The organism is Rhodoblastus sp. (assembly GCF_019449565.1).
Classification (GTDB): domain Bacteria; phylum Pseudomonadota; class Alphaproteobacteria; order Rhizobiales; family Beijerinckiaceae; genus Rhodoblastus.
This window is the reverse complement of the sequence record NZ_JAGRPM010000043.1, coordinates 1-17,895: the sequence shown is the minus strand read 5'-3', so window position 1 is coordinate 17,895 and position 17,895 is coordinate 1. Positions and strand designations below refer to the sequence as shown.

The 17,895-nt window shown below is 61.4% G+C and carries 16 protein-coding genes and 3 tRNA genes; 2 read left to right on the top strand and 17 right to left on the bottom strand.

Annotation, left to right across the window (positions count from 1 at the left end):
* Positions 1 to 99 precede the first annotated feature (99 nt).
* The 17 genes from nuoF to QZ409_RS11010 form a co-directional block, all read right to left on the bottom strand.
* Entirely contained in the window at positions 100 to 1,401 is a 1,302-nt protein-coding gene (nuoF, locus tag QZ409_RS11090; protein WP_296710782.1) for an NADH-quinone oxidoreductase subunit NuoF, read from the bottom strand.
* A 10-nt stretch (positions 1,402 to 1,411) separates the two neighbouring features.
* A complete protein-coding gene (nuoE, locus tag QZ409_RS11085) occupies positions 1,412 to 2,080 on the bottom strand; it encodes an NADH-quinone oxidoreductase subunit NuoE (protein WP_296710779.1) in 669 nt (222 codons plus the stop codon).
* On the bottom strand, positions 2,077 to 2,289 hold the full coding sequence (locus QZ409_RS11080; protein WP_296710776.1) for a hypothetical protein: 213 nt from the start codon (positions 2,287 to 2,289) through the stop codon (positions 2,077 to 2,079). The genes nuoE and QZ409_RS11080 overlap by 4 nt, the downstream gene beginning before the upstream one ends.
* The gene (locus tag QZ409_RS11075) at positions 2,286 to 3,476 is read right to left on the bottom strand and encodes an NADH-quinone oxidoreductase subunit D (RefSeq protein ID WP_296710772.1); all 1,191 of its coding nucleotides are present in this window, start codon (positions 3,474 to 3,476) and stop codon (positions 2,286 to 2,288) included. The genes QZ409_RS11080 and QZ409_RS11075 overlap by 4 nt, the downstream gene beginning before the upstream one ends.
* 14 nt (positions 3,477 to 3,490) lie before the next feature.
* Positions 3,491 to 4,036 carry a DUF2059 domain-containing protein gene (locus tag QZ409_RS11070; protein ID WP_296710769.1) on the bottom strand — a complete coding sequence of 182 codons (546 nt, stop codon included), beginning with the start codon at positions 4,034 to 4,036 and terminating at the stop codon, positions 3,491 to 3,493.
* Between the two features lie 9 nt (positions 4,037 to 4,045).
* Entirely contained in the window at positions 4,046 to 4,684 is a 639-nt protein-coding gene (locus QZ409_RS11065; protein WP_296710766.1) for an NADH-quinone oxidoreductase subunit C, read from the bottom strand.
* Positions 4,685 to 4,753: 69 nt separating this feature from the next.
* Positions 4,754 to 5,338 (bottom strand): NADH-quinone oxidoreductase subunit B, encoded by a 585-nt coding sequence (locus tag QZ409_RS11060; RefSeq protein WP_296710761.1) that lies wholly within the window; start codon positions 5,336 to 5,338, stop codon positions 4,754 to 4,756.
* Positions 5,329 to 5,694: an NADH-quinone oxidoreductase subunit A gene (locus tag QZ409_RS11055; protein WP_283365494.1), complete on the bottom strand. Its 366-nt coding sequence runs from the start codon at positions 5,692 to 5,694 to the stop codon at positions 5,329 to 5,331. Before QZ409_RS11055 ends, QZ409_RS11060 begins: the two co-directional genes overlap by 10 nt.
* 598 nt (positions 5,695 to 6,292) lie before the next feature.
* A tRNA-Asp gene (locus QZ409_RS11050) sits at positions 6,293 to 6,369 on the bottom strand.
* 129 nt (positions 6,370 to 6,498) lie between these two features.
* Positions 6,499 to 7,140 (bottom strand): hypothetical protein, encoded by a 642-nt coding sequence (locus QZ409_RS11045; protein WP_296710757.1) that lies wholly within the window; start codon positions 7,138 to 7,140, stop codon positions 6,499 to 6,501.
* A 16-nt stretch (positions 7,141 to 7,156) separates the two neighbouring features.
* Positions 7,157 to 7,232 (bottom strand) — tRNA-Val (locus QZ409_RS11040).
* Between the two features lie 196 nt (positions 7,233 to 7,428).
* Positions 7,429 to 7,707: an HU family DNA-binding protein gene (locus tag QZ409_RS11035; RefSeq protein ID WP_283365492.1), complete on the bottom strand. Its 279-nt coding sequence runs from the start codon at positions 7,705 to 7,707 to the stop codon at positions 7,429 to 7,431.
* A 347-nt stretch (positions 7,708 to 8,054) separates the two neighbouring features.
* Positions 8,055 to 10,481: an endopeptidase La gene (gene lon, locus QZ409_RS11030; protein WP_296710751.1), complete on the bottom strand. Its 2,427-nt coding sequence runs from the start codon at positions 10,479 to 10,481 to the stop codon at positions 8,055 to 8,057.
* 359 nt (positions 10,482 to 10,840) lie between these two features.
* Complete coding sequence (gene clpX / locus QZ409_RS11025; protein ID WP_296710746.1) at positions 10,841 to 12,106, bottom strand: ATP-dependent Clp protease ATP-binding subunit ClpX; 1,266 nt, start codon at positions 12,104 to 12,106, stop codon at positions 10,841 to 10,843.
* A gap of 225 nt (positions 12,107 to 12,331) precedes the next feature.
* On the bottom strand, positions 12,332 to 12,961 hold the full coding sequence (gene clpP / locus QZ409_RS11020; protein WP_296710743.1) for an ATP-dependent Clp endopeptidase proteolytic subunit ClpP: 630 nt from the start codon (positions 12,959 to 12,961) through the stop codon (positions 12,332 to 12,334).
* Positions 12,962 to 13,353: 392 nt separating this feature from the next.
* The gene (gene tig, locus QZ409_RS11015; protein ID WP_296710740.1) at positions 13,354 to 14,712 is read right to left on the bottom strand and encodes a trigger factor; all 1,359 of its coding nucleotides are present in this window, start codon (positions 14,710 to 14,712) and stop codon (positions 13,354 to 13,356) included.
* An 88-nt stretch (positions 14,713 to 14,800) separates the two neighbouring features.
* A tRNA-Leu gene (locus tag QZ409_RS11010) sits at positions 14,801 to 14,885 on the bottom strand.
* Positions 14,886 to 15,047: 162 nt separating this feature from the next.
* On the opposite strand from QZ409_RS11010, the gene QZ409_RS11005 reads away from it, so the two are divergent.
* The gene (locus QZ409_RS11005) at positions 15,048 to 16,442 is read left to right on the top strand and encodes a multicopper oxidase family protein (protein ID WP_296710736.1); all 1,395 of its coding nucleotides are present in this window, start codon (positions 15,048 to 15,050) and stop codon (positions 16,440 to 16,442) included.
* A 79-nt stretch (positions 16,443 to 16,521) separates the two neighbouring features.
* On the top strand, positions 16,522 to 17,019 hold the full coding sequence (locus QZ409_RS11000; RefSeq protein WP_296710732.1) for a hypothetical protein: 498 nt from the start codon (positions 16,522 to 16,524) through the stop codon (positions 17,017 to 17,019).
* The last annotated feature ends 876 nt before the right edge of the window (positions 17,020 to 17,895 follow it).

The window sequence follows — 17,895 nt, the reverse complement described above, 5'->3', positions numbered from 1 at the left end:
CCCGCCCCAGGGCGATCAAGGCGCCCCTCGCAACGGCTCGGCGTCGCATTCGCTCCTAGCATCGGCTTCGCCGATGCAAAATCCCATCTTTCGTGGCGCTTACTGCGCCGCTACTTTCACCGCGTCCTTGTCGGCCCGCGCCGTATAGCTGTCGATGCGCGCTTCGATCACCGGACGGAAATGCGTGATCAGCCCCTGCACCGGCCAGGCCGCCGCATCGCCGAGCGCGCAGATCGTGTGTCCCTCGATCTGCTTCGACACGTCGAACAACATGTCGATTTCTTTCTTCTGCGCGCGGCCTTCGACCATGCGCTGCATCACGCGATACATCCAGCCGGTGCCCTCGCGGCAGGGCGTGCACTGGCCGCAGCTCTCGTGTTTGTAGAAATGCGACAGACGGGCGATGGCGCGGATGATGTCGGTGGACTTGTCCATGACGATCACCGCCGCCGTGCCAAGGCCCGACTTCAGCTTGGACAGGCTGTCGAAATCCATCGGGCAGTCGATGATGTCCTGCGCCGGCACGCAGCGCACTGACGAGCCGCCGGGAATGACCGCCAGCAGATTGTCCCAGCCGCCGCGAATGCCGCCGCAATGCTTTTCGATCAACTCCCGGAACGGGATCGACATCGCCTCTTCGACATTGCACGGCTTGTTCACATGGCCGGAAATGCTGAACAGCTTGGTGCCGGCGTTGTTCTTGGCGCCGAAGCCCGCGAACCAAGCGCCGCCCCGGCGCAGAATGGTCGGCGCCACCGCGATGGATTCGACATTATTGACCGTCGTCGGGCAGCCATAGAGGCCCATATTGGCCGGGAACGGCGGCTTCAGCCGCGGCATGCCTTTCTTGCCTTCAAGCGATTCCAGCAAGGCGGTTTCTTCGCCGCAGATATAGGCGCCGGCGCCGTGATGGACATAGACCTCGAACGGATAGCCGTGAATGTTGTTCTGGCCGACCAGATTGGCGGCATAGGCCTGATCTACCGCGGCCTGCAGGCGCTCGCGCTCGAAGATGAATTCGCCGCGCAGATAGATATAGGCGGCCGAGGCGCCCATGGCGAAACCGGCGATGATACAGCCTTCGACCAGCAGATGCGGGTCGTTGCGCATGATCTCGCGATCCTTGCAGGTGCCGGGCTCGGATTCGTCGGCGTTGACCACGAGATAGGAGGGGCGCGCCGGGTCGGGTTTGGGCATGAAGGACCATTTCAGGCCGGTCGGGAAGCCGGCGCCGCCGCGTCCGCGCAGGCCCGACGCCTTCATTTCGGAAATGATCCAGTCCTTGCCCTTTTCCAGCAGGCCCTTGGTGTTGTCCCATGCGCCGCGCTTGCGCGCGCCTTCGAGGCCCCAGTCGCCATAGCCGTAAAGGTTCTGGAAGATGCGATCCTTGTCCTGAAGCATCCTCGTCTCCTTACTTGGCCGGATTGGCGGGCTGAAGAGCCGCCTGCATGTCGCTGAGCGGGCCGCTCTTGCCGTCCGCGCCATAGAAATCCGTCAACGCCGTCAGGCCGCCGAGCGGCTCCGAGCGCAGCCGGCCGTTCTGGGGCCCGATATGGACGGGCCGTCCCGCGGCGAGATCATCGAGCAGCTTGGTGAAAGTCGCGGCGTCGAGATCCTCGAAATAATCGTCGTTGATCTGGACCATCGGGGCGTTGCAGCAGGCGCCGAGACATTCGACTTCGAGCCAGGAGAACAGGCCGTCGGCGGTCACATGGCGCTGCTCGCCGATGCGCTCCTCACAGATTCGAATGAGATCATCCGAGCCGCGCAGCATGCAGGGCGTCGTGCCGCACAGCTGGATGAAATATTTGCCGACCGGCTCCAGATTGAACATCGTGTAGAAGGTCGCGATTTCCAGCACGCGGATATAGGGCATGCCGAGCAGGTCCGCGACCTTCTCGATCGCCTTTTGCGGCAGCCAGTAATCATGCTGCTTCTGCGCCTGCCACAAGGCCGGGATCACGGCCGAGGCCTGGCGGCCAGGCGGATATTTGGCGATCTGCGCATCGAGCCAGGCGCGGTTTTCCGGCGTGAACTCGAAGCTCTCGGGCTGTTTTTCGGCGAGACGGCGGACGCTCATGATGACTGCTTCCCGTTGGAGCGGCGCAAATCCTGAAAGACGACGTAAGCGGCGACCAGAACAGCGCCGATGAGAATGCCAAAATCGGATTGCGGCTGGAACAAAGGCGCGCCGCTCGACCAGCGCATGAGGACGAGCACGGCGATCGCCGAGACGAGGCCAGACAGCAGGAAATGCCAATTCTTGCGCAGGGAGTCCATGACCGTCACCGATCCACCTCCCCGAACACGATATCGAGCGCGCCAAGGATGGCGGAGACGTCGGCCAGCATGTGGCCCCGGCTCAGGAAGTCCATGGCCTGGAGATGGGCGAAGCCCGGCGCGCGGATCTTGCATTTGTAGGGCTTGTCGGTGCCGTCGGCGACGAGATAGACGCCGAACTCCCCCTTGGGCGCCTCGACCGCCGCATAGACCTCGCCGGCCGGCACGTGGAAACCTTCTGTGAACAGCTTGAAGTGATGGATCAGCGATTCCATCGACTGCTTCATCGCGCCACGACGCGGCGGCGTGACCTTGTGATTGGGCGCCAGCACCGGGCCCTCATTGGCGCGGTCCAGCAGCTTGTTCACGCATTGGCGCATGATGCGGACCGACTGGCGCATCTCTTCGAGGCGCACGACCTGGCGATCGTAGCAGTCGCCATGCTTGCCGACGGGAATGTCGAATTCCATTTCCTCGTAGCATTCATAAGGCTGCGCGCGGCGCAGGTCCCAGGCCGCGCCGGAACCGCGCAGCACCGGGCCGGAAAAGCCCCATTTCCAGCAATCTTCCAGCGTCACGACGGCGATGTCGACATTGCGCTGCTTGAAGATGCGGTTCTCGACGAACAGGTCTTCGAGATCGTCGCACAGCTTCAGGAACGGGTCGAGCCAGGCGCCGATGTCCTCGATCAGCTTGACCGGCAGGTCCTTGGCGACGCCGCCCGGACGGAAATAATTGGCGTGCATGCGGGCGCCCGAGGCGCGCTCATAGAACACCATCAGCTTTTCGCGCTCTTCGAAGCCCCAGACCGGCGGGGTGAGCGCACCAACGTCCATCGCCTGCGTCGTGACATTGAGGATATGCGAGAGCAGGCGGCCGATTTCACAATAAAGCACGCGAATTAGCTGGGCGCGGCGCGGAACCTCGACGCCGAGCATCTTCTCGATCGCCATGCAGAAGGCATGCTCCTGATTCATCGGCGCGCAATAGTCGAGCCGATCGAAATAGGGCGTGTTCTGCATATAGGTGCGGGCTTCCATCAGCTTTTCGGTGCCGCGATGGAGCAGACCGATATGCGGATCGACGCGCTCGACGACCTCGCCGTCCAGCTCCAGCACAAGGCGCAGAACGCCATGGGCCGCCGGATGCTGCGGGCCGAAATTGATCGAGAAAGTGCGCGGCTTCGGTTCGGACATGTGCTGCTCGCCCATCAGATTTTCACTTCGACGCCGTTCTTGCGCATTTGCGCCTGCGCCGATTCCATCGCCCGAGGAACGACATAGGTCTGCATCAACGGCATGATCTGCGCCATTCGCGCCGACAGCGTCGGCATTTTCTTCAGCGCGCTGGCGCCGACCGGGGTGGACTGGAAGCGGATCAGCGCCTCCAGCTCGTCCCGGCTCATGATTTCAACCATGTCCAGGACCGCCGCCCGCTCCAGAATTTTCCCATTGTCCTCGAACAGGTTCTGGAGAAAGGCCGCGACGAATTCCTGGGCCTGCTCTTCGGTCAGTTCCGGGTTTTTCGTCCGCAACTGGTTATTCACGTTCTGGACCAGGAAAGGCACGCTCTTCTGCACCATGCCGCCGAGATTGAAGCTCCTGGCGAAGCTTTCCGCAGCCGCGACCGTCGCGGGTTCATAACCCTTGAGCTTTTCCTCGATCTGGCCCGGCGCCTGATCCTGCGCGCGCGCCGACAGCCCACCCAGAAGGGCGAGAGTCGCGACTGCCGCGAAGATTCGAGCGAAGGCGCGCATCGGTCAGACCTATTTGGTGGCCTTCTCGTCGCCCGGAAGCTCGTATTGAGCCGCTTCCCAGGGCGAGAGAAAATCGAAGCTGCGATATTCCTGGCTGAGCCTGGTCGGCTCATAGACGACGCGTTTCTGCGCATCGTCATAGCGGACCTCGACATAGCCCGACATCGGGAAATCCTTGCGCAGCGGATGGCCGTCGAAACCATAATCCGTCAGCATGCGGCGCAGGTCGGGATGGCCCGAGAACAACACCCCATACATGTCATAGGCCTCGCGCTCGAACCAGTCGGCGGCGGGCCAGACGTTGACGCTGCTCTCGACGGGCTGCGTTTCGTCGGCATGGCATTTCACGCGAATGCGGAGATTGGCCTTGGGGTCGAGCAGATGCACGACCACGTCGAAGCGCTTCTCGCGCGCGGGCCAATCGACCGCAGTCAGGTCGATGAAGCAGATGAAGCCATTGTCGCGCAGGAAAGTCAGCGAGGGGATCCACTGCGCCGCGTCGACGACGACGGTCAGTTCGTCATAGGCGATGTCCGCCGATAGCACGGCGGCGCCCAGGCCCGCCGAAATCCTGGCGGACAGAGCCTGCAATTGGTCCCGCAGGACGGCGGCGTGATCCACCGCGGCAGCGTTCTGCTCATTGGCCATATTCGAACCCCAGAACCGGCTTGCGCCGGAAATGACGACAAGACGCGCCGGAGGCGGCGCGCCGGATATTCAGCGCTCGATCGTGCCGGTGCGGCGGATTTTCCGCTGCAGCAGCATGATGCCGTAAAGCAGCGCTTCGGCGGAAGGCGGGCAGCCCGGCACGTAAATGTCGACCGGAACGATGCGGTCGCAGCCGCGCACCACCGAATAGGAATAATGATAATAGCCGCCGCCATTGGCGCAGGAGCCCATCGAGATGACGTAACGCGGCTCGGGCATCTGGTCATAGACCTTGCGCAGCGCGGGAGCCATCTTGTTGGTCAGCGTGCCGGCGACGATCATCACGTCGGACTGGCGCGGCGAGGCGCGCGGCGCGAAGCCGAAACGCTCGACGTCATAGCGCGGCATCGCCACCTGCATCATTTCCACGGCGCAGCAGGCCAGGCCGAAGGTCATCCACATCAGCGAGCCAGTGCGCGCCCAGTTGATGAGATCGTCGGTCGCGGTGACCAGAAAGCCCTTGTCGGCCAGTTCGTCATTGATCGACAGGAAGGTCGGGTCATCCGAACCGATCGGCTTGCCGGTGCGCGGGTCCAGAATGCCACGCGGCGAAGGGGCGATGAGGGTCTGGCTCTTTTCAGAGATCAATCCCATTCCAGGGCTCCCTTCTTCCACTCATAGATAAAGCCGACGGTCAGCACGCCGAGGAAGACCATCATCGACCAGAAGCCGAACACGCCGATCTTGCGGAAGGCTACGGCCCAGGGGAACAGGAAGGCGACTTCCAGATCGAAGATGATGAACAGCAGCGAGACCAGATAGAACCGCACATCGAATTTCATGCGCGCGTCGTCGAAGGCGTTGAAGCCGCATTCATAGGCCGAGAGCTTTTCAGCGTCGGGCGCCTTGAACGCGAGCAGGAAGGGCGCGACGAGCAGCGCCCCCGAAATAATCGCCGAAAGGGCGATGAAAATCACCAGCGGCAGATAATCGTTCAGGAGGACCGGCATGGCATTGTCCTGGCTCTGGGTTCCGGCTCGCCGCCCGCCCGGGGCAAGGGCCCGGTCTGACTCGTCGCCGCTGCGTGGGTGGGGAAGCCGCCTTGAAAAAGCCGCATCTCTCCACGGGATCGTCTTGGTTCCGTATCGCAGGGCGGCGCCGCGCGCAAGGCCTAAGCGCGCACATGCTCCCGGACGCGTCCGGCCCGTCCGAGGCCCACCGGCCCCGCCGCGCCACGAGTCCCGTGAAAAGCCGGGTTTTCCTTGCCTTTCGCCTGCGCAAAGGGCAGCAACCAATCATGCGAAAGTTGGAGCGCGGCGTCAGACTGGCGCAAATCGCGCCGCGACGCCAGTTTGTTTAACAATCGCTTTTTTTTGGCTTTGGCCCGTCGCCCGCAAGTCGGAGAGCGATTGCGCATCTTGCCGCCGAGAGGGACGCGTCTGGAACCGCGCGATCCGATTCCCTCGTCCACGAATCGTCATTGATCTGGCGAGCTTACGACAACGAATTTTCGGTCGAACCGTGGGGCGCGGCTGGCCAACAGAGCTGGCGTTTGGGCTTTGATTTTGGAGGATTTTTTACATTCAAACGGTCAGCAGACGGTTTGAATGGCGAGAGAGACGGGACTTGAACCCGCGACCTCCGGCGTGACAGGCCGGCGCTCTAACCAACTGAGCTACTCCCCCGCTCGACCGCGACGCTGCTGCGTCGATCGGAGGCCTGCGAATTAAGACAGCCGCGCTGGCAAGTCAAGCGTTGATGTGGCGAATTGTTGAAAGGCTTTCCGCGGCGCCGGGACGACCCGGCGGAACCCCTCAGAAAGCGCGGCTCGCCAGCCGCCAGCGCGCCATTTCATGCGGCGTCACGACGTGAATCGAATTGGAAGAAATACGCTCTGCGAAACGAATCAGATCGCCGGAGACCCCCATGCGCGCGCTGTAACGCATCAGCGCGCCCGCCAGCGAGCCGTCGTCATAGACCCGGCGCCCTTTCGAATCGAACATGCTGTCCGACGCATTGGCGAACATCCGGTGAATGCCAAGCGATGCGCCGCGCGGCGCGACCCGTTTCACGCCGCCCATGAAGGAATAGACGCAAGCCGAGAGACATTGATGCGACACGATGGTCGCCGCGCCGATTCGACGGAACATCTGCCCCAGCTCCATCGAGGCGACGACATAGCCCCCCTGCGAATTGAGAAGCACGACCGTCCGCAAATCGCGATCGCCGACGTTTTCGCGCAGAAATTCCAGGAATTCACTCGGGGTCGAATTGGTGATCTGGCCTTCCGCGACGATCACGCGCGGACAATGGGCTCGGCAGCCGGTCCCATCAGCAACGCTTTGCAGACGGAACTCCATCGCCCGCGCGCCGCCAGAAACCAGGGTCAGGAGAGCGAAAACGGCCAGAGGCGCGGCGAAGGCGCGCGAAAGATTCCCAAACTTTCCAGCCGACATCGACTTCCCCGGAGTTTGGTGGGCGGTGACGGGCTCGAACCGCCGACCCTCTCGGTGTAAACGAGATGCTCTACCAACTGAGCTAACCGCCCCAATACCCAATAACGCGGCGGATTTCCACCGGTCGTCTTCGGCTCTTGAATCCGGCTCTTAGAACGGCGAGCCCGCGCTGGCAAGAACGAAAACGCCGACGCAAAAGCGCCGACGGTGACAGGCCCGCCGGACCCCGAACCGGGCCTTCGCGCGAACGCCGGCGCGGGACCGCCCGCGCCGGGATGCGAACGCGGCTTACTTGTTGACGGTGGTCTTCAGCTGCGCGCCGGGCTTGAAGCGGACGCTCTTGGACTCCGGAATGGTAATCTCAGTGCCCGTCGCCGGATTGCGGCCCTTGCCGGCGGCGCGGGTCTTCACCGAAAACGTGCCAAAGCCGACCAGGCGGACTTCTTCGCCCTGCTGAAGCGCATTGGTGATAGCGGCGATGACAGCATCCAGAGCGGCGCCGGCGGCGGCTTTGGACGTTTCCGTGGCTTCCGCGACCGCGTCGATCAATTCGGCTTTGTTGGTCATTTGTATTCTTCCCGTTTTTAGGGCGCGTCTCTTCCGACCGCGCCAGATGACTCACCGCGGAGCGCCCAACGCCCCGGTAATCCGATTTCCATCGAGGAGCGCACGAATAAGGCGCCGCTCAGGCGGCTGCAACTCGAATCGAGCCATCCCGACGCCGCCACTTTCTGATTGAATGCCCCGCAAATCAAGGGATTCCGCGAGAGAGCGCGTGAAAAAGCCAAAAATAGCTTCGGTTTCGCTCGGAGAAGCGAAGTTTGCAGCGCAAAAAAGCCGGGGCGTCTGACGCCCCGGCTCTGGCCGCCGCGCTTGTCACGCGGCGTTTCAAGATACTCGCGGAGACTGGCGCGTCAGTGCGCCACGACCCCGACCGTCTCGTCCTCGATCTCCGGCTTGGCCGGCTTGACCGCGCCTTCTTCCCAGGAGATCGGCTCGGGCATGCGCAGAAGCGCGTGCCGCAGAACCTCCTCCATGCGCGAAACCGGCACGATTTCGAGGTTATTCTTCACGGATTCCGGAATATCCACCAGATCCTTGGCGTTGTCTTCCGGGATCATGACCTTCTTGAGCCCGCCACGCAGGGCGGCGAGCAGCTTTTCCTTCAACCCGCCGATCGGCAGCACCCGGCCGCGCAGGGTGATTTCGCCGGTCATGGCGATATCGCGGCGCACCGGAATGCCCGTCATGACCGAGACGATGGCGGTGGCCATCGCCACGCCCGCCGACGGGCCGTCCTTCGGCGTTGCGCCTTCCGGCACGTGAACGTGGATGTCACGGCGATCGAACAGCGGCGGTTCGATGCCGAAATCCACCGCGCGCGAGCGGACGTAGGAAGCCGCCGCCGAGATCGATTCCTTCATCACCTCACGCAGATTGCCGGTGACCGTCATGCGGCCCTTGCCAGGCATCATGACGCCCTCGATCGTCAGCAGCTCGCCGCCGACCTCGGTCCAGGCCAGGCCCGTGACGACGCCGACCTGATCTTCCAGCTCCGCCTCGCCATAGCGATAGCGCGGCACGCCGAGATAGGTTTCGACGTTCTCCTCGGTGACGACGACCTTGGCGATCTTCGTTTTGGAGAGCAGGATCTCCTTCACCGCCTTGCGGGCGAGATTGGAGATTTCGCGCTCCAGGTTGCGCACGCCCGCCTCGCGGGTGTAGCGCCGGATGATCTTGGTCAAAGCCGCGTCTTCGATCGACCATTCCGTCGGGCTGAGCCCGTGCTTCTTGGTCGCGGCGGGGATCAGGTGCTTGCGCGCGATCACCGCCTTCTCGTCCTCGGTATAGCCGGCGATGCGGATGATCTCCATGCGATCCATCAACGGCGCCGGAATGTTCAGCGTATTGGCGGTCGTCACGAACATCACATTCGACAGGTCGTAGTCCACCTCGAGATAATGATCGTTGAAGGTGGCGTTCTGTTCCGGGTCGAGCACTTCCAACAGCGCCGAAGACGGATCGCCGCGGAAATCCTGACCCATCTTGTCAATCTCATCGAGCAGGAAGAGCGGATTGGACGTCTTCGCCTTCCGCATCGACTGGATCAGCTTGCCGGGCATGGAGCCGATATAGGTCCGGCGATGGCCGCGGATTTCCGCTTCGTCGCGCACGCCGCCAAGCGACATGCGGACAAATTCGCGGCCCGTGGCCTTGGCGATCGACTTGCCGAGCGAGGTCTTGCCGACGCCCGGAGGGCCGACGAGGCACAGGATCGGGCCAGTCAGCTTGTTGGCGCGGCTCTGCACGGCCAGATATTCGACGATGCGGTCCTTGACCTTGTCCAGGCCGTAATGCTCGGCGTCGAGCAGTTCCTGCGCTGAATTGAGGTCCTTCTTGATCTTGGAGCGCTTGTTCCACGGGATGGACACCAGCCAGTCGAGATAGTTGCGCACGACCGTAGCTTCCGCCGACATCGGCGACATCTGGCGCAGCTTCTTCAGCTCGGCCAGCGCCTTGTCATGCGCTTCCTTCGACAGCTTGGTCTTGCGGATCTTCTCTTCAAGCTCGGAGAGATCGTCCTTGCCGTCCTCATCGCCCAGTTCCTTCTGAATGGCCTTCATCTGCTCATTCAGATAATATTCGCGCTGGGTCTTCTCCATCTGGCGCTTCACACGCGTGCGGATGCGCTTCTCGACCTGAAGGACCGAGATCTCACTTTCCATCAGCGCGAGGCATTTTTCGAGCCTCTTGGCGACAGAGGTCATTTCCAGCACGGCCTGACGATCGGAGATCTTGACCGAGAGATGCGAGGCCACGGTGTCGGCCAGCTTGCCGGGATCGTCGATCTGCGCGACCGCCGACACGACTTCGGGCGACACCTTCTTGTTGAGCTTCACATAGCCTTCGAATTCCGAGGCGACCGAACGGGCGAGGGCTTCCGCTTCGACCGGATCGGGCATTTCCTCGGGCGTCACCGACGCCTCGGCCTCGTAATATTCGTCGGTGCGGACGTAGCTGGACACCTTGGCGCGCGCGACGCCCTCGACCAGGACCTTGACGGTGCCGTCGGGCAGTTTCAGCAGTTGCAGCACGCTGGCGAGCACGCCGGCCGAGAACACGGCTTCCGGCTTGGGGTCGTCCTCGGCCGCGTTCATCTGCGTGGCGAGCAGAATGAATTTGTCGGCCTTCATCACTTCTTCAAGCGCGCGAATGCTTTTTTCGCGGCCGACGAAGAGCGGCACGATCATGTGGGGGAAAACGACAATGTCGCGGAGCGGCAGAACCGGATATTTGTCGGTCACGCCGGCGGGGGGGAGCTCACGCTTGGGGCTGGTCATCGCTTGATCCTATCTCTCATGGCAGGCGAAACCGTCTGTGAAGGCGATTTGACCCGCCCATGCGGCTTCGGCGTTCCGGCCCTTGGAGCCTCGACATCTCCGGAGGGAGTTGCGGGGCTGCAATTTTCTGTTTGCGCGATCCCGGCTCGATCAGCATTCCGGGACAGCTTGCGGCGCCGGAGGCCTCCGCCCCATGCGCTGCCGACCTTTTCAAGCATCGGCGGCGATTGGGTTAACATAAGTGGCAGATGGGGCGCGCCGCTGCGCTTTCAAGCCTTCCAAACGAAAGCGCGGCTTTTTCCAAACGCCAGACTCTCCATGAAAGAAGGCGGCGGCCTGAGCCCCCGCCTCCCTTGACCTCAGGCGCTGACGCCGCTCTTTTCCGCCCGTTCGGCGTAGATATAGAGCGGCTTCGCCTTGCCCTCGACGACTTCGGGGCCAATCACCACCTGCTCCACGCCTTCCAGCCCGGGGAGGTCGTACATGGTGTCGAGCAGGATGCCCTCCATGATGGAGCGCAGGCCGCGCGCGCCGGTCTTTCGTTCGATCGCCCGGCGGGCGATGACGTTGAGCGCCTCGTCCTGGAAGGTCAGTTCGACATTCTCCATCTCGAACAGGCGCTGATATTGCTTCACCAGCGCGTTCTTCGGATCGATGAGGATCTTCTTCAGAGCCTCTTCGTCGAGATCCTCCAGCGTCGCGATGACCGGCAGACGTCCGACGAATTCGGGGATCAGGCCGAATTTCAGCAGATCCTCGGGCTCGACATTGCGGAAGATTTCACCAGAGCGGCGTTCGTCAGGGCCAGTGACCCGGGCCTGGAAGCCGATCGAGGTGGTCTTGCCGCGATTGGAGATGATCTTGTCGAGGCCAGCGAAGGCGCCGCCGCAGATGAACAGGATGTTGGTCGTGTCCACTTGCAGGAACTCCTGCTGCGGATGTTTCCGGCCGCCTTGGGGCGGAACGGAGGCGACCGTGCCTTCCATGATCTTCAGCAGGGCCTGTTGCACGCCTTCGCCCGACACGTCGCGGGTGATCGACGGATTGTCCGACTTGCGGGAAATCTTGTCGATCTCGTCGATATAGACGATGCCGCGCTGCGCGCGCTCGACATTATAGTCGGAGGCCTGCAGCAGCTTGAGGATGATGTTCTCCACGTCCTCGCCGACATAGCCCGCTTCCGTCAGCGTCGTAGCGTCGGCCATGGTGAAGGGCACGTCGAGAATACGCGCCAGCGTCTGAGCCAGCAGGGTCTTGCCCGAACCGGTCGGACCGACCAGCAGGATGTTCGACTTCGCCAGCTCGACGTCGGAATGCTTGGTCGCGTGATTGAGGCGCTTGTAGTGGTTATGCACCGCCACCGAGAGCACGCGCTTGGCCTGGAATTGGCCGATCACGTAATCATCGAGAACCTTGCAGATTTCCTTCGGCGTCGGAATGCCGTCGCGCGTCTTGACCAGCGCGGACTTGTTCTCCTCGCGGATGATGTCCATGCAGAGTTCGACGCACTCATCGCAAATGAACACCGTCGGCCCGGCGATCAGCTTCCGCACCTCGTGTTGGCTCTTGCCGCAGAACGAGCAATAGAGCGTGTTTTTCGAGTCGCTATTGCCAACCTTGCTCATCAGCATCTCCTTGCGGCCGACCGGGCCTCGTTCGACCGCCCTTGCGCCGCCCCCGGCGGTTGAACCGCCAAAGGCCGCTGGGATTCTCGCCGCCGGTTCGGCGAAATCGCGCTCTCGCGCCCCGGTTTATCCATTGACGTCAGCGGCCTGATTTTATGCCCGTCGGCGCCAATGGCAAGCGTCACAATATTTTTAAGCCCATGCAAGACGGGCGCCGTCCCCAGTTCATTTCGCTTCCGCTTCCTCGGGACGCTTGCTGAGCACGTCATCGATCAGGCCGAAAGCCTTGGCCTCATCCGATGACATGAAGTGGTCGCGGTCGAGCGTGCGCTCGATCGTCTCGTAGTCCTGGCCCGTATGCTGGACGTAAACGTCGTTCAGGCGCTTCTTGACCTTCATGATGTCCTCGGCATGGCGAAGGATGTCCGACGCCTGGCCCTGGAAGCCGCCCGAGGGCTGGTGAACCATGATGCGGGCGTTGGGCAGGGCAAAGCGCATGCCCTTTTCGCCGCCGCACAGCAGCAGCGAGCCCATCGAGGCCGCCTGCCCCACGCACAGCGTCGAGACCTTGGGCTTGATGAACTGCATCGTGTCGTAGATCGCCATGCCCGCCGTCACCACGCCGCCCGGCGAGTTGATGTACATGGAGATTTCCTTTTTCGGATTCTCCGCCTCGAGGAACAGCAGCTGCGCGATGATGACCGAGGCCATGCCGTCCTCGACCGGGCCGGTAAGGAAGACGATTCGCTCGCGCAAAAGTCGCGAATAGATGTCGAAGCCGCGTTCGCCGCGCGGCGTGTTCTCGATGACCTGCGGGATGAGATATTGATTATAGACGTCAACCGGATCGCGCATGGATCTTTTTCCTTCGACGGCCAAAGCCGTTCTTGTGGCCTCATCCCAACATAATGCGCCTGCGGTCCGAGGCAATGGCCGCCACGCATCCAAAAGAAATGCAAGAACGAGGCCGAATGGAGGCGCCGACGCGCGCCCCGGAATATCAGGGGCTAGACGGCGGCCTCGCCTGCGACGCTGCTGCGTATTGCGCGCCCCTTGCGCGGCTACGAAGCGGCGAAAGGGCTTTCAGATGCCTTTTTTTACGAATCAGCCCGTCTCAAACGCGACAAGTCTTCTGGCTTAAAGGCTCGTGCATGAAAAAAGTCTGAAGCCCGCCCGGCGCTTTTCGCGCGCCAAATGAAAAGCGCCCGCGAAACCGCGGGCGCTTCACATGTTTCTCGTCAAAGGATTCAGGCGTCGGCCGCGTCATCCTCGGCCTTGAACAGCTCATCCTTGGAGATGGTCTTGTCGGTCACCTTGGCGGCCGCGATAATGTGATCGACGACCTTTTCCTCATAGATCGGGGCGCGAATCTCGGCGAGGGCCTGCGGGTTCTTCTGATAATAATCCCAGAACAGCTTTTCCTGACCCGGGAACTGGCGGGCGCGCTCGACGATGGCGCGGCTCACCTCGTCGTCGCCAACCTTGACGCCGGCCTTTTCGCCGACTTCCGCCACGACCAGGCCAAGGCGCACGCGGCGCTCGGCGATGCGGCGATATTCGGCGCGCTGCTCTTCCTCGGTCGTGCCTTCATCGGCGAAAGTCTTGCCGGAGGCGTTCTGCTCAGCCTGGATCTGGCCCCAGATGCCGCTGAACTCCTGCTCGACCATGTCCTGCGGCAGTTCGAAGTCGAACTTCTTGTCGAGGGCGTCCAGCAGGGCGCGCTTCAACTTGTCGCGCGAGGCGCGGTCGTAATCGGCCTTGACGCGGGCGGTCACGGCTTCGCGCAGCTTGCCGAGATCCTCGAAGCCGAATTTCTTCGCGAGCTCATCGTCGACGGCGACTTCGCCCGCAGCGGCGACCGCCTTGACGGTGACGTCGAACACGGCTTCCTTGCCGGCGAGATGCGCGGCCTGGTAATCGGCGGGGAAGGTCACGACGACCTTGCGCTCGTCGCCGGCCTTGGCGCCTTCGAGCTGGCCTTCAAAGCCAGGAATGAACGAGCCCGAGCCGAGCACGAGATCGACGTTTTCCGCCGTTCCGCCCTCAAAAGCTTCCTCGCCGATGCGGCCGACGAAATCAATCGTCAGCTTGTCGCCGCTCTGGGCTTCCGCGCCCTCTTCGCGCGCCGTGTAATTCTTGTTGCGGTCGGCGAGATCCTTGAGCTGCTGGTCGATGTCCTCGGCCGGAATTTCGGCAATGACGCGCTCGAGCTCGATATCCTCGAAGGAGCCGACCTCAAAGCTCGGCAGGACCTCGAAAGCGATGCTGAACTTGAGGTCGCCGGTCGCTTCGAGCACCTTATCCATCTCGGCGCGGTCTTCCGGGAAGTCGAGCTTCGGCTGGCCGGCGAGGCGGAGATTATTGTCGGCGAGAATCTTGGTCTGGGCGTCGTTGACGGCCTGCTGGACGACATCGCCCATGATGGACTTGCCATAGAGGCGCTTCAGATGACCGGGCGGCACCTTGCCGGGACGGAACCCGTTGATGCGCACCTTGCCCTTGAGCTCGGACAATTGGGCCTCGAGCTTGGAGGCCAGCTCGGAAGCCGCGAGGATCACCTGATATTCGCGCTTCAGCCCTTGCGAAAGCGTTTCAGTCGTCTGCATCGTCAAAACCTTCTCAAAACCTCTGCGCCGCTGGGCCGAAGGGCCTTTGCGGGATGAAACCAGCCGAATCGGGCGTTTTGCCGGGCGCTGGTGCGGGCGGAGGGACTCGAACCCCCACGATTTTCACCACCGGAACCTAAATCCGGCGCGTCTACCAGTTCCGCCACGCCCGCGCGCCTGCGCGCCCGCGAAACAAGCGGCCGCCCACGTAGGTTGGGGTCTATAGCAATGGAAGAAAAGGAAAGCAGCAAAAAAATGGAGTTCAACCCGTCCCATTCGCCGACTTGCAATCAGAATCTGCTAAGCTCGCGCGCTTTCCGCCCCCGAGAGGCCCGATGATCCTCACCCGCCGCACCCTGTTCGGCGCCGTCGCAGCCAGCGTTTTCCCCCTGAGCGAAGCCGCCAGGGCAGAGGATTCCGACGGTTTCACGCAGCTTGTGGCGCGTCCCGGCGTGATTCCACTGAACCCGGCGCCCGCCGCGCAGACGAAAATCTGGGGATTCGGCGGCGACGCTCCGGGCCCACTTTTGCGTGTAAAACTTGGGCAGGAGATCAAGGCCCGGCTGGTCAACAAGCTGGAGCAGCCCACCGCCCTGCTCTGGCGGGGCATGCGCGTCGCCAATGAAATAGCCGGCGCGGCCGGTCAGGCGCCGAAATATACGGCGCCCGGCGAGAGCCGCGACTTCCGCTTCACGCCGCCCGACGCGGGGACTTATTTCTACCAGCCGCTCGTCCAGCCCTTTTCCGGCGAACAGCTCGGGCGCGGGCTTTATGGCGTCGTCATCGTGGACGAGCCGCAGCCGATCTTCTCGGATTCCGACCTCGTCCTCGTGCTGGACGACTGGCGACTCGATTCCTCGGGCCAGATCGTCCCCGATTTCGACAATCCCGCCGACGTCATCCGGCAAGGACGCCTCGGCGCGGTCGCCAGTGTGAATTCGCGCGCCAAAAACCCGCCGCTGACCTTCGCGCCCGGCGCGCGATTGCGGTTGCGGCTCGTGAACGCCGCGACGGCGCGGATCATGGACCTCGCCTTTCAGGGCGGCGACCTCAAGATCATCGCGCTCGACGGCCAGTTCTGCGACCCGTTCGAGCCGGCGCGGCGCGCCTTGCCGCTCGGCCCCGGCGCCCGCTGCGAATTGCTGCTCGATCTGCCGCCGGTGGAGGCGCAAAGCTGCAAGCTCATATTGCGCGGCGAGACGGAACTGCCGGACGTCACGCTGCTGGAGTTCAAGACGGAAGGCGCGGCCAAGCCGCCCGCGCCGCCGATCCTTCCGCAGCCGACCAATCCGCTGCTGCCTGCTCAAATCCGGCTGGAAAAGGCGAAAAAGCTCGATCTGGTGATCGAAGGCGGCGCGACGCGGACCACGCCGTCGAATTTCAAACCGACAGGCGACGCCCTGCGCCGCACCTGGTCGATCAACGGCAAATCCGGGACGGGCTTCGACGGCCCGCCGCTGTTCTCGGTGAAAAAAGGGACGCCGGTGAGCCTCGGACTTGTGAACAAGTCCCTGTTTCCACAGGTCATCCATATCCAGGGCCATGTCGTGCGGCTGCTGCACGATCTCGACGACGGCTGGGAGCCCTATTGGCGCGACAGCGTAATCGTCCCGCCGCTACGAACGAAGCATATCGCCTTCGTCGCCGACAATCCCGGCAAATGGCTACTCGCTTCGGCCATTATGGACCATTTCGGCAATGGGTTGGCGGCGTGGTTTGAGGTGACGTAGGAGCCGACAGGAGCGCCAAGGCTTTGCAAAAAGCACTCCCGCCTCGATTAAGTGCACGTTTCAACCGAAAGCCTATTATATGTCCAAACGGAAAACAAAACACCCTGACAAACCACATATCACAAAATGCATTTTTTGCGGTGGCGTTCCCCTTTCCGAAACTCACATTTGGCCAAATTGGCTGCGAAAAGTTATACCAAAGCAAAATAACCATTTTGAACTTTTAAACAAAGCAGTACCGATAGGGCCTGCTCGCACGGACTACTCAGAGTCTCTCCAAAAATATAAAAGAGACCTCTTTTCCAAAGATCCATTACTCGCTTGCGGGGCGTGCAACGGTGGGTGGATGAAGGACATCGAAGATAAGGTGGTTTATTTTTTAAAACAGGCACTTAAAGGAGAGTTAAAAAGACAGCTATCGCGCTCAGAACAGGCTGCATTAGCCGCATGGATTGCTCTTATAACCATACTTGCTGAATATGAAGGTAACAAAATACCTACTATTTACCATAACATCCTAAGTCATATTAGACAATACGCCACACCTACAGATAATTTCAATATTTTTATTGGATAAAATAACGGTGATAAATGGAAAAAAAGATATCATTACGATTCAATGGCATTACACAGAAACATCTCATCCGAATTAGACATTCCAATCGGCAGAGACGGACGCCCCGTATACAACTCTCAAATCACAACAATGGGGATTGGCAATTTAATTATTCAAGTTTTTACATGCCCATACGATAATGTGGCATATAGTTACCGGATTGCAGCAGAAGGTGCCGGTCTATTTCAATTGTGGCCAGCACGGTACATCCTCTGGCCTATCTATCAGCGCCTTTTGCAATTCCCATTGAAGAATGGATTCTCTGACAATGAGATTGATCAGCTTTCTAGCTCGATGAGAGACAGAATATTAGCGACAAGTAATATGTAAATCTGCAATTACGGTGACATGATACTTATTCCCCAATAAGCCTCGGTGAATAGTATCACGTCACTGTAAATGCTTGTGGCATGCTGATCGTGGGTGACGTCCGTAGCGTCTATGCTTTTGTTGTATGAAGAGTGACTGCATACCCGTCCGGGTCCTGGAAGCTGAAAAAGCGTCCGAACGGCCCGTCTTGGGGAGGCGATAGAACGGTCACGCCAGCGGCTGTGAGCCGCTCGTGGAAAGCGTCTGCATCGTCGCAGGCGAGCCAAAGCGACACGCCCCAACCAAGTCGCTCGGAAGCCGACAAGTCGACCAGCGGAGCACGAATCGCAAACGGGATAGGCGTCGTGTCGAACACAACCGCGCCAGGCTGCGGATTCCGACGAAGCCGGCCACGCATTCCAATAGGAAGCCGGCCACCTATTCCGATCTGAAGCCGGCCAGCGTTCCGATTTGAAGCCGGCCACTTGCAGTTTGCCGCCGCAGGTCAGGATTGATGATGTTTCGCCG

Bases quoted from the DNA above. Each gene is read 5' to 3' on its own strand.
- tig (WP_296710740.1), bottom strand. From the start codon at position 14,712: ATGCAGACGACTGAAACGCTTTCGCAAGGGCTGAAGCGCGAATATCAG.
- QZ409_RS11055 (WP_283365494.1), bottom strand. From the start codon at position 5,694: ATGCCGGTCCTCCTGAACGATTATCTGCCGCTGGTGATTTTCATCGCC.
- QZ409_RS11035 (WP_283365492.1), bottom strand. From the start codon at position 7,707: ATGACCAACAAAGCCGAATTGATCGACGCGGTCGCGGAAGCCACGGAA.
- lon (WP_296710751.1), bottom strand. From the start codon at position 10,481: ATGACCAGCCCCAAGCGTGAGCTCCCCCCCGCCGGCGTGACCGACAAA.
- QZ409_RS11060 (WP_296710761.1), bottom strand. From the start codon at position 5,338: ATGGGATTGATCTCTGAAAAGAGCCAGACCCTCATCGCCCCTTCGCCG.
- QZ409_RS11005 (WP_296710736.1), top strand. From the start codon at position 15,048: ATGATCCTCACCCGCCGCACCCTGTTCGGCGCCGTCGCAGCCAGCGTT.
- nuoE (WP_296710779.1), bottom strand. From the start codon at position 2,080: ATGAGCGTCCGCCGTCTCGCCGAAAAACAGCCCGAGAGCTTCGAGTTC.
- QZ409_RS11070 (WP_296710769.1), bottom strand. From the start codon at position 4,036: ATGCGCGCCTTCGCTCGAATCTTCGCGGCAGTCGCGACTCTCGCCCTT.
- clpP (WP_296710743.1), bottom strand. From the start codon at position 12,961: ATGCGCGATCCGGTTGACGTCTATAATCAATATCTCATCCCGCAGGTC.
- QZ409_RS11045 (WP_296710757.1), bottom strand. From the start codon at position 7,140: ATGTCGGCTGGAAAGTTTGGGAATCTTTCGCGCGCCTTCGCCGCGCCT.
- QZ409_RS11065 (WP_296710766.1), bottom strand. From the start codon at position 4,684: ATGGCCAATGAGCAGAACGCTGCCGCGGTGGATCACGCCGCCGTCCTG.
- nuoF (WP_296710782.1), bottom strand. From the start codon at position 1,401: ATGCTTCAGGACAAGGATCGCATCTTCCAGAACCTTTACGGCTATGGC.
- QZ409_RS11000 (WP_296710732.1), top strand. From the start codon at position 16,522: ATGTCCAAACGGAAAACAAAACACCCTGACAAACCACATATCACAAAA.
- clpX (WP_296710746.1), bottom strand. From the start codon at position 12,106: ATGAGCAAGGTTGGCAATAGCGACTCGAAAAACACGCTCTATTGCTCG.
- QZ409_RS11075 (WP_296710772.1), bottom strand. From the start codon at position 3,476: ATGTCCGAACCGAAGCCGCGCACTTTCTCGATCAATTTCGGCCCGCAG.